The organism is uncultured Ruegeria sp. (assembly GCF_947489545.1).
In the GTDB taxonomy this organism is placed as follows: Bacteria; Pseudomonadota; Alphaproteobacteria; order Rhodobacterales; family Rhodobacteraceae; genus Ruegeria.
In genome coordinates this window covers 128,735-139,791 of sequence record NZ_CANLDZ010000014.1, presented here as the reverse complement: position 1 = coordinate 139,791, position 11,057 = coordinate 128,735, and the positions used below count along the sequence as shown (strand labels likewise).

Annotated in this window: 10 protein-coding genes; 1 reads left to right on the top strand and 9 read right to left on the bottom strand. The window is 55.7% G+C overall.

Going from position 1 to position 11,057, the window contains the following annotated elements:
• The first annotated feature begins 451 nt into the window (after positions 1-451).
• Positions 452-1,051 carry a LytTR family DNA-binding domain-containing protein gene (locus tag Q1B13_RS18230; RefSeq protein ID WP_299082820.1) on the top strand — a complete coding sequence of 200 codons (600 nt, stop codon included), beginning with the start codon at positions 452-454 and terminating at the stop codon, positions 1,049-1,051.
• Here Q1B13_RS18230 and pdeM read toward each other — a convergent pair.
• The 9 genes from pdeM to Q1B13_RS18185 form a co-directional block, all read right to left on the bottom strand.
• Positions 1,048-1,710 (bottom strand): ligase-associated DNA damage response endonuclease PdeM, encoded by a 663-nt coding sequence (gene pdeM / locus Q1B13_RS18225; protein ID WP_299082818.1) that lies wholly within the window; start codon positions 1,708-1,710, stop codon positions 1,048-1,050. The genes Q1B13_RS18230 and pdeM overlap by 4 nt on opposite strands.
• 41 nt (positions 1,711-1,751) lie before the next feature.
• Positions 1,752-4,163: a ligase-associated DNA damage response DEXH box helicase gene (locus Q1B13_RS18220; RefSeq protein WP_299082816.1), complete on the bottom strand. Its 2,412-nt coding sequence runs from the start codon at positions 4,161-4,163 to the stop codon at positions 1,752-1,754.
• Between the two features lie 40 nt (positions 4,164-4,203).
• Positions 4,204-5,511: an ATPase gene (locus tag Q1B13_RS18215; RefSeq protein ID WP_299082814.1), complete on the bottom strand. Its 1,308-nt coding sequence runs from the start codon at positions 5,509-5,511 to the stop codon at positions 4,204-4,206.
• Positions 5,512-5,628: 117 nt separating this feature from the next.
• Positions 5,629-6,174: a prepilin peptidase gene (locus Q1B13_RS18210; RefSeq protein ID WP_299082812.1), complete on the bottom strand. Its 546-nt coding sequence runs from the start codon at positions 6,172-6,174 to the stop codon at positions 5,629-5,631.
• A 3-nt stretch (positions 6,175-6,177) separates the two neighbouring features.
• Positions 6,178-7,029: a tetratricopeptide repeat protein gene (locus Q1B13_RS18205; protein ID WP_298937046.1), complete on the bottom strand. Its 852-nt coding sequence runs from the start codon at positions 7,027-7,029 to the stop codon at positions 6,178-6,180.
• A gap of 11 nt (positions 7,030-7,040) precedes the next feature.
• The gene (locus tag Q1B13_RS18200) at positions 7,041-7,583 is read right to left on the bottom strand and encodes a tetratricopeptide repeat protein (protein ID WP_298937054.1); all 543 of its coding nucleotides are present in this window, start codon (positions 7,581-7,583) and stop codon (positions 7,041-7,043) included.
• A gap of 64 nt (positions 7,584-7,647) precedes the next feature.
• Positions 7,648-8,625, bottom strand: a complete 978-nt coding sequence (locus tag Q1B13_RS18195) for a type II secretion system F family protein (protein ID WP_299082810.1) — start codon at positions 8,623-8,625, stop codon at positions 7,648-7,650.
• Between the two features lie 10 nt (positions 8,626-8,635).
• Positions 8,636-9,604 (bottom strand): type II secretion system F family protein, encoded by a 969-nt coding sequence (locus Q1B13_RS18190; RefSeq protein ID WP_298937044.1) that lies wholly within the window; start codon positions 9,602-9,604, stop codon positions 8,636-8,638.
• A gap of 11 nt (positions 9,605-9,615) precedes the next feature.
• On the bottom strand, positions 9,616-11,055 hold the full coding sequence (locus tag Q1B13_RS18185) for a CpaF family protein (RefSeq protein WP_298937043.1): 1,440 nt from the start codon (positions 11,053-11,055) through the stop codon (positions 9,616-9,618).
• Between the last annotated feature and the right edge of the window lie 2 nt (positions 11,056-11,057).

The following is an 11,057-nucleotide window of genomic DNA, read 5'->3' as shown; positions in this document are numbered from 1 at the left end:
ATCGCATGCCTCCTCGCCAACACACTAACCGCAGCATGCCGCGCAAACAAACTACCAGAACCCGAAGGACTAACGGCTTAATCCATCAGGTCGGGCTGCCATCAGCGGCCCGACCTCGGGTCATTCCATAGGAAATTGCGTCTTTTCGCCTTTCTTGCCTAAGGCTGAGCACAAACTGAATGGGTTTGACTGTTCGGTATTTCGTGTTAGTCGTTTTTTTCCAGCGCGTTACAAAGTAAACATGCGAATTACCTAAAGTGTTTTGGCTGGAGTTTGGGGGTTCGCGCGCAAAGTTGGCATGACGTCTAAGGTGAAGGCAATTCGAAACGTTTGCAGCCCACAGCGGGTTGTTGCAGGTTTCGTTTTTCTTCCGTTACTGGCTTATGCATTTCCCCCGTTCCTAGTGTCAGATCTGCCGTTTGGTCTGCGCCTTTTATTTTGGGCTAGTGTTATGATGATTGCCCTGGCGGCGACGTGGATTGCGCGGAAGCTGGTCCACGAAAACCTTGTGCCGCTCAATCTGCTGGCCCGCGAAATGGCGTTTGCCGGAGTGATTCTGGCTCTGTTCACACCGGCCTTGTGGGTGCTGGCATGGGCACTGTTCACATATAGTGGGCAAATGGCTCCTGAAGCGCGGGCTGTTGCCGTTCATGGTGTGTTGCTGGCAACTGGTTTGGTCCTTGTTCACCGGAGCGATCTGAGCGCGCTCAGGGCGGATGAGCATATTCTTGAGGTGCCGCGTATAGCACGTCGTTTGCCAGCTTCGTTCAACGGCCGCATCTACCGCCTTACAGTTAAAGATCACAGTGTCGATGTTGTAACGTCCGAAGGAACCTTCACAATCCGATCTCGCTTCACCGATGCGATCGATGAGATGGAGCCGGTGCCCGGCCACTGTTCACATCGTTCTCATTGGGTAACCGACGCAGCAATTGTTGGCGTTGAACGGGCGGATGGTAAAATCTATCTCCGCCTTATTAATGGTGACCTCATTCCCGTCAGCCGCAAGTACAGACCCATGTTGGAGGCTGATGGGATTATCTGTTCTTAACGTGGCATCGGAATGAGTTGTGGGTTTGGTCCGGTGAGGATCGCCATAGCCTCTGACCCCATCAAATCCGACAATGCCTGGTCGGAACTGCGTAGCCCGCCGGTGTAGGTTCCGTATGCTGGCATAAGCAGCCGATCCTGGTTCAACAAAAATGCAGGTCGCGAGATTGCACGTCCTTTGACGCGCAATTGCGCCTTTGGGTGGAAATGGCCTGAGACCTCACGCTGTGCGTCATCTCGTGCGATATGCCGAAAGGTAAGTGCACCGCAGGCCCATTCGAATAGGTGGGTTCCGCCTAACTCGATGGGTCCGGGATCGTGGTTTCCTTCGATCCAGATCCAGCGGCGACCGGCTTGCAGGGTTGCTATTCGTAACTTCTCGGACGCTTCCAATGCTTTCGAGGCATCCAGATCATCGAAACTGTCGCCCAGACACACGACCTGCTCGGCCCCAGTTCTGTCCAGATCTGCGGATAACCGATCCAGAGTATCGCGGCTGTCATACGGGGGCAGGGCCGGACCGCCACGACGGACCAACCGTTCGGATTTGCCCAGATGCAGGTCAGAAACACATATAAGTCGCTGGTCCGGCCACCAAAGCGCCCCGGAAGCCATGGCGTACAGATGCAGGCCTGCAAAGGAAAACTCAAGACTGTTCATGGTACGTTCTGTTCCTGTTTCAGGCCCATGTACAAGAGGATTTACGTCGCTGCCAGTCCAGCAGACTGCAACAGCCGGGCGCTTTCTTCTGCCAGCAGCCGTTCTTCCGCAGCACCTTTGACCGGGACCTTGCCAACCTCCAGAAACAGCGGGGCGGCCAAAGGGGAAACCCGATCCAGCCTGAGCAGATCGATCCGATTGCCAATCCGCTGGATCAAGGCTTCGATCCTGCCGAAATCTACCAGCCCGCGCATAGCTTCCTCGCGGGTGATCTGCATCAACAGGTGATCGGGGTCGTACTTTAGCAAGGTGTCATACAGTATGTCGGATGAGAACGTCGCTTGCCGTCCGCTTTTGCGCTGCCCACCGGTGTTTCGTTCAATCAAGCCCGCAATTGTGGCCGAGGCACGGAATGTCCGCTTCATAACGGCATTTCCGGCAAGCCAGGTGTCCAGGCCGTTACGCAATGCGTCTATGTGGAACAACGGGCGCGGGTCCGTGACCGCATCCAGCCCCCAGATCAGCGTCGCATAGTCTGTAGCCACAAAGCCCAGCGGGGCCAGCTCGGTTTCCTCCATCCGTTTGGTCAGCAGCAAGCCTAACGTTTGTTGGGCATTGCGTCCGGCAAAGCCATAGACACACAGATGTTCTCGCCCATCATTAGGGAAGCTTTCGATCAGCAACCTGTCGCGTCGCGGCAGGCGAGACATCTTACGCTGCAGCGTCAGCCAATCGGCAGTGTGACGCGGCAATTGAGGCCAGTCGGGCTGTGCGAACATGCGCAGGATTCGGTCACTCAGCTGCGTGGAGGTCGCGAATTTGGTACCCGAGAAGGTCGCGATCTTTGGTTTCTTATCGGCGCGGCGGCTGACCTCGACCACCATTTCGCGCAGCCCCTCGTACCGAACGATCTGGCCGCCAATCAGGAAGGTGTCGCCGGGTGTCAAAGACGCGGCAAATGCCTCTTCCACCTCGCCCAGTGGTTTGCCGCCACGATTGCGTCTTAGCCGAACTTTCAGCGTGTCCGTATCCTGAATGGTTCCCAGGTTCATCCGGATACGCTGTGTCGCGCGGGGATCACGCAACTGCCACAACCCGTCGGGGCGCTGCCGCAGCCTTTGCCACCTGTCATAAACACGCAGGGCGTAACCACCGGTGGCGCAGAACTCCAGGCAAGCGTCGAATTCGTGGCGTGAAAGATGTGCATAAGGCCCGGCCGAGGTCATCTCGGTAAACAAAGAATCCGCGTCGAAGGGTCCCGCAGCTGCGGCGATCAGGACATGCTGGCACAAAACGTCCCTGGGGCCAGCTCCGCGCGGCTCGCCATCCAGTTCATGCGCCCGGGCGGCTTCCAGCGCGGCAACACACTCGACAACCTCAAAGCGGTTGGCGGGCACCAGCAGCGCCTTGGACGGGGCGTTGTAGCGGTGGTTTGCGCGGCCGATCCGTTGCACCAGTCGTTTGACGTTTTTCGGTGCGCCGATCTGGATGACCAGATCAACATCGCCCCAATCGATGCCCAAATCCAGGCTGCCGGTACAGACAATCGCACGCAGATCACCCCGCACCATGGCGGCTTCGACCCTTTCGCGCTGTTGCCGGTCGAGACTGCCGTGGTGAATGCCGATAGGCAGATCATCGTCGTTTGCCAGCCAAAGGTTGCGAAAAAAAATCTCGGCCTGCGCGCGGGTGTTGTGAAAAATCAGCGTGGTCCTGTGCTGCCTGATTTGTTCCAGCACCGCCGGGATGGCATAGGCCGCTCCGCCACCCGACCACGGAGGCATTTCCTGTGTCTGTAACATCGAGATATCTGGATCAGGGCCGGGATCCGCCTGGATAATCTGGCAGGGGTCAGGATGTCTGGCCAGGAATCGCGCGATGGCTTCGGGGTCTTCAACCGTGGCTGACAGACCAACACGCCGCAAATCCGGGGACAAGCGCTGCAGCCGTGCTAGCGCCAGCATCAGCTGGTCCCCACGTTTGCTTTCGGCCAATGCATGGATTTCATCCACGATGACACGTTGTACACCTTCGAACATGCGTGGGGCATCTTCATAAGACGTTAGCAACGCAAGGCTTTCAGGTGTTGTCAGCAGAATATGAGGAGGGTCCGCGCGTTGGCGTTTCTTTTGTGTGGCCGATGTGTCACCGGTTCTGTCCTCGATACGGATCGGCAGGTCGATATCCTCGACCGGAGTGCGCAGGTTGCGCTTGATATCCGCCGCCAGCGCCTTGAGCGGCGAGACATAGATCGTGTGAAGGCCCTTTTGCTCACCACCCGACAACTCCGCCAGCGACGGCAGAAACCCGGCCATGGTTTTGCCGCCGCCGGTTGGTGCGATCAAAAGCGTTGCCGGGTCTTGCGCCCGGTCAAACATATCTTGCTGATGCGGATGGATGGACCAGCCTTTGGCTGAAAACCAATCATCAATCCGGGCGGGAATCTGCGTCATGGACGCAGACTACCTGTCGCTTGGCCGAAATGGCACGGCGTTATTTGACGATTGTTTCGTCCTTGACGAACATGTTGGCCCAGGCACGATCAATCAGCTCCGGGCTCATTTGATACGGAATACCTTCGAACTCGCAGATCGAAATCATTTGATCGATTAGGAAGATCGGCTGATAGTTCGCGTAGATATTGTTGATCGTCGGGTATTTGACCTTTAGCAGATGCACCAGCGCGCCTTCGTCCAAGGGGATGCCACGTTTGCGGGCCACCATGGCAAAGATCTTCAGGAAGTTTTCCTGGTTCGGGCCGTCGATCTTGATCTTGAAAAAGATACGGCGCAAAGCGGCTTGGTCAAAAATCTCATTTGGATGGAAGTTGGTCGAGAAGATGACCAGCGTATCGAACGGGACTTCGAACTTTTCACCTGATTGCAGGCCGAGGATGTCCTTGCTTTCTTCCAGTGGAACAATCCACCGGTTGATCAGCGCCTGTGGCGGTTCAGCCTGACGTCCAAGGTCGTCCACGATGAAGATGCCACCGGTGGATTTCAACTGCAAAGGCGCCTGATATGTCCGCGCAGTTGGGTTGTACACCAGATCCAGCATGCTGAGCGACAGTTCACCGCCGGTGACAACTGTGGGCCGCTCGCACTGAACATACCGGGTATCGAACCGTTTGCGGCGGCGCAGACTGTTGGGGTCGTCAGCCTCTTGTTCGATTGCTGTGTGTACGATCGGGTCATAAACGGTGATCACCTGACCCGCATATTCAATGGCCATAGGTACATAGACATTGTCGCCCAACGCATCCCGAATACCGTTCGAGATAGACGATTTACCATTGCCCGGAGGGCCATACATTAGAACCGAACGACCGGCACTAACAGCCGGGCCAAGTTGATCCAGCAAGGTGTCAGGCAAAACCAGATGGCCCATCGCCCCCGTTAACTGATCCCTAGTGATCTGAATGTTTCGGATGGATTGCCGTTTGACCTGCTCACGATAGACAGCCAGCGGTACCGGCATGGCGCCGAAATATTCCGATTGGCTCAGCGCGTCCAATGCACGTGCCTTACCAGCGTCGGTCAGCTGATACCCCATCTCGTTGCCGCTGTTGGCGTTCAGCGTGCCGGTGGCCTCAAGAAGTTTCTGCTCGCGCGCAATGTCTACCAGTTCCTGCGTCACTGAACCGGGAAGACAGATGGCTTCGGCGGTTTCTGACACAGTGCTGGTGTTCTTGCGAAAGATGGTTTTGAGCAGAATGTCCCGCATCATCACCAGCGGAAGCTTCATTTCAACCAGCCCCTTCGGGGCAGGGGGGGCCATAACCGCGGAGGTCTGCATGTTCATGAGCGTTGCTCGTCTGTCCAGTTGTCAGGTCAAATGCCCAAATTTGGGCGTCTTGACGAGAAACTGACCCAACTTTGTGGCGGGACCAAGGCAGCTAAAAGGCGCAGTGGTGATAGTTCACGATCCGTAAACAGTGCCCAATATCAAATACATGGCCAGCGCCCCGGCCAAAGCGAACCCCATGGGAAATTGCTTGCCGCGATCCCAGCTGTCCCAGTGAGGTGCAAAACTGCGCAATTTGGAGTTTTTGGCAAGGCGATGCGTTATCACGGCGGCCAACACACATGCGGTCAGGACTGCGGCTAACAACAACAAATCCCCCAGCCAGACAAATGGCGATGCGGCTGCCAGGAATTTTGCGTCTCCGGCCCCCATTACGCCGGCAGCGTTCAAAACAATGCCTGCAATTAGAACTACGGGAATATGCATCAGCTGCCAGAAATAGACTGGCATGGACCAGGTGAGCGGCCCAACTCGCCCAGCTGTTGCACCCGTCGACCAGGGCGGCAGAACGAATAAACCAACTATGACAAACACTACGGCAAGCGCCATAACCGCGTGGTTTTTGATCCGCATTTCACGCATATCGGTAAAAGCGACATAGAAACAAATCGGCAGTACGAGCGGTAGGAACCAGGCAGCTGCACCAGCTGGTATGAGCATCTATCAGGCTTCCTCAAGCGCGCGAAGCGAGCGGACCGCCTCGTCGAAATGCTGCGGATGCGTAGCAATCGCTTCACGGAACAGGTTCTTGGCGGTCGTCACATCACCTTGTTTGACCGCCGAAATACCCATCGTGTTCAACAGCATTGCACGTTCGGCCTGTGACATCGGAACAACCGGAAGGCTGTAGTTTCCCTGAGCAGAGCGCGCCAGCACAAGGTTGTTTTTCGCCGTGAACAGCGAACTGTCCTGACGGATCGCGTCGGTGAACAAGCGTTCGGCGTCGGCATATTGGCCACGGGTCAATTTGGAATAGCCCCAGTTGTTCATCACACCGCCCGGGCGCGTTGTGAGCCCGACAGCGGTTTCATAGAAATGATCGGCGCGTTTCCAATCCTTCCGCGAATCTGCCACCAGTGCCTCCAGTCGATACCGTTTGAAGGTTTCAAAGGTTGGTGGAACCGAGTCGAGTACGGTTTTCGCTTTGGCCCAGTCGCCGTTTCTGACGAGCGCATCGGCATATTCGACTTTGTCCGCAGCATTGGTGCCCTTCATCGACGTCACTCGTTTCCAGGCTGCGGCAGCCTCGGTCGTACGTTTTGCGCGGCTTAGCGAAATCGCCAACCCGCGTTGTAAGTCGATCCGATCAGGGTTTTTGGCTGCGGCCCCGTGAAAATAGGTCACCGCCTCATTCGGGTCGGCAGATGTCAGCAGAACGTCGTTCAGGTTGGTTTCGTCGATGACGTTCACTTCCTGAAGGGTACGTTCCACTTTTTCCTGTTCGGTTTCCTTCGCGCAGGCGGATAGGATCAGCCCGCTCGCCACGATAGACGGAATCAAGAATTGCTGGCGCATTTTTGCGTCCTTTACTGCTCTTGCCTCTGTGGCTGGATTTTGCGTAGCGTGAATTGCCCGTCGCCAAGCTGTTCCAGCGTATATTCTTGTTCTTGCGTCGTATTATTAACAGGATTTTCCGTTTTTGCGAGTGCTAAGCGAAGATTGTCGCGGATTGCGTCACTTTCGCCATTGTCCAGGGCATAGGCGCGTTGAAAGACTTGGGCCGCTTCTGGATATTCCTGGGTCTCCATCAGCAGAACGCCAAGATTGTTCCATGCGACTGGCCATTTCGGATCGTCTTCAACTGCCCGGCGCAAAAGCGTTTCGGCCTGTCCAAGTCGCCGCAAGCCAAGGTTGGCGGTGCCCAAAGAGGTCAGAACCTGCGTGGTCATGCCCTGGTCTAGTGCCGCGCGCGTAAATGACTCTAACGCAAGCTCGTATTCCCCGGCTGCCATCAGGCGGTTGCCCACGGTGATGTTGTCTGCGGACTGGCCATCAAGGTCAATTCCCGGGGCATCGACGCCCTTGCGCAGGTCGCCTTCTGTACAAGAAGCCACCATGGCGAAAACCATGGTGGCCTGAAACATGCGGCGTGCCCATCTTAGCGCGCGCCTGGGTCGTTGTCTCATCAGGTTGTCACCTGCTCCCAAACTCCGAAATGACGTTGGCGGATGGTCCGACCAAAATAACCAGCAGCGGAGGCACCGTCAGCATCATTGTGGCAAGTGTCATCTTAGTTGGCAACTTGTTGGCCGCCTCTTCCGCCCGCATCACGCGCTTATCACGCATCTCACCCGCGTAAACCCGCAGGGCTTCGGCGATCGATGTACCGAAAGTTGCCGACTGGATCATGACGGTCACAAACGAGTTGACGTCCTGCACGCCGCACCTTGTGCCAAAGTCGCGAAGAACTGTGTTTTTTTCCTTGCCCGCCTTCATTTCATACGCGACGACTTCGAATTCCTGAGCGATATCGGGGTAGGAGGCCTTCATCTCGCCCGCAACCCTTACAATCGCCTGGTCGAGGGATTGGCCGGCTTCCACACACACCAGCATCAGATCCAGCGTATCGGGAAAACCGGCGGTGATCGCTTCTTTTCTCTCTTCGACCCGACGGGTGATCCAGTACTTTGGCAACATGTAGCCAGCGCCGGCAGGCAAAAGCACACGGATGAGCGTCTGTTGGGTCGTAAACTCCTGCCCGTTCGCGAAGATTGTCACCAACATAACCCCGATCACAATTCCAATAATACCCAGCGCGAACTGAGCAAAGTGAAAAAACCGAACAGAATCTTTCGATTGGTACCCCGCCTGGCGCAGCTTGAGCTGCATGGCGGACAGTTCTTCTTCATTCTTTGGTTCGAGGAAAGTTGCGAATTTCTCAAGCTGTTCGTTGCGGCCTGAGTTCCTAAGCTGGTCCTTCTTCGATTTCTTCTGCTTTTTGGGTGCCGCGTTTGATCGCTGCAGTTTCTTTAGCGGATCCTCGGGCTGGCTCATCATCAGTGAGACGGCCACGAGGACCATGACCAGTCCCAGAACACCCACGATGATAAGAGGTCCGAATTCACCTAGGTTTTGGGTCAGCATGTCGTTGATTGTGGTCAGGAATTCCATTGACGTGCCCTCAGACCTTAATGTTGGTGATGATCTTCATGACGATCAGGTTCAAGGTCAGCATGATGCCAACAAAGAAACACATCGGAATGAACCACGGGTGGTCCAGAACATCGTCATAATAGCCAGGATCTTTGACCAGAATGAATGCCAGACAGCCCAAAGGGAAACCCGAGAGAAACTTGCCAGACCACTGCGCCTCGGCTGTGATTGCTTTCACCCGGCGGAACAGACGGAAACGGGCCCGGATAACCTGCGCCAGACCGGCAAGAACCTCTGCAAGGTTACCACCGGATTGTTGCTGAATACCCACGGCAACCGCGAGAAAGCGCATGTCCTGCATGTCCAACCTTTGCGCCATGTCCTTCAACGCTTCGGCAGCTTCGCGACCGTAGGCGCACTCATCTGCGATAACGCCAAATTCAGTCCCAAGCGGGTCCGGAACCTCATTCGCGACAACTTGAATCGTTGAGACGAACGGGTTTCCCACGCGCAGCGATCGGACCATAAGTTCCACCGCTTCGGGCAGTTGTTCTTCGATCATACCCATACGCTTTTTGGCCTTGCGATTGACCCAGGCGTAGACGCCACCAACACCAATCGCTACCGACAGGGCCGCCCGCAAAGCCGTATCGGTGGCTGTACCGATGCTAAGCCCCATAAACGCGACCGCGGAAACCAGACACATGATCATGATCAGCTGTTTGGGCGAGAATGCAATTGCCGCCTTTTGCGCCTTGTCCGCCAGCAATGAATACAGAGGGATGCTCTGTGACTTCATGTGCTGCTGCATTTCCTTGCGCAGCTGTTCCAGCACCTGTTCGCGCCCGACACCTTTGTCAAGCATGTCGAGCCGTCGATTCACGCGGCTGTTCAGACTGATGGATTTCCCGAACGCCACAAGGTAGATACCTTCGACCAGAAGTAGAACTCCGACGAAGATCACAACATAGATAAGTGCCTCCATGGGCAATTGCATATCCAGATCTCCTACACTGTGGTTGGTTCGTAAATGGACGCAGGCAAGTCATAACCCCACAGACGGAAGCGTTCCGAATAGTGGCTGCGTACGCCTGTTGCTGTGTAATGTCCGATGATCTTGTTGTCGGGCGTTAGCCCAACGCGTTGAAAGCGAAAGAGTTCCTGCATCGAAATAACATCACCTTCCATGCCCGTGATCTCAGTGATTGAGGTCATCCGGCGCGAGCCGTCCTGCAGTCGACTGGCCTGTACAATCAAATTGACAGCCGATGAGATCTGGCTGCGCACCGCTTTGATCGGCATCTCGATCCCAGCCATGGCGATCATGTTTTCCAGACGTGAAATCCCGTCGCGGGCCGAGTTGGCGTGGATTGTGGTCATTGATCCGTCGTGACCGGTGTTCATTGCCTGCAACATGTCGATCACCTCGGCGCCGCGCGTTTCACCCACGATGATACGGTCGGGGCGCATACGCAGGGCGTTTTTCAGACAGTCACGCGGGCTGACTTCACCTTTGCCTTCGACGTTCGGCGGACGACTTTCCATCCGACCCACATGGGTTTGCTGCAGCTGAAGTTCAGCCGTGTCTTCAATCGTCAGGATCCGTTCGGCATCATCGATGAAACTGGACAGCGCGTTCAGAGTGGTTGTTTTACCTGAACCTGTACCACCCGATACGATGATATTCAGGCGAGTGGACACGGCAGCTTGCAAAAATGCGGCCATTTCCTCGGTGAACGCACCAAAATTGACAAGATCATCAATGCCCAGCTTGTCTTTTTTAAACTTACGAATGGACACCAGCGAGCCATCGACCGCAATTGGTGGAACCATTGCGTTGAAACGCGATCCATCGGCAAGACGGGCGTCGACATAGGGGTTTGATTCATCAACACGACGACCAACAGCAGATACGATCTTGTCGATGATCCGCATCAGGTGCTTTTCGTCTTTGAAAGTAATGTCGCTGATTTCCAACTTGCCAGCACGTTCCACAAAGATCTGCTGCGGCCCGTTTACCAGAATATCGTTGACAGATTCATCCTGCAGCAGCGTTTCTAAGGGGCCAAGGCCCGTGACCTCGTCGTAGAGTTCCTTGTTAAGCTGGGTTCGGTCTTCGCGGTTCAGAACGATGTTCTTGGATTCCAGGACTTCGCTTGCGATCGCGCTGATTTCCGCACGCAACTCCGCTTCTTCCGCGTTTTCCAGCGCCGCCAGGTTCAGGTTCTCCAGCAACTCTCGGTGCAGATCGATCTTGATTTCGCTTAACCGCTCTTTCCGCTTTCGATCGCGATCAGACCCGGCGGCCTCGGCTGACTTTTGGGTCTGGGGCTTACGAGCCACGGCATTTGGGGCCGGCGCAACTGGGGCATCGGGGGTGGTTTCGGGCACTCTTGCCGGGGTTTGAACCGGCTGCGCATCGGATTGCTTCTTGTATCTTGAAAACACGG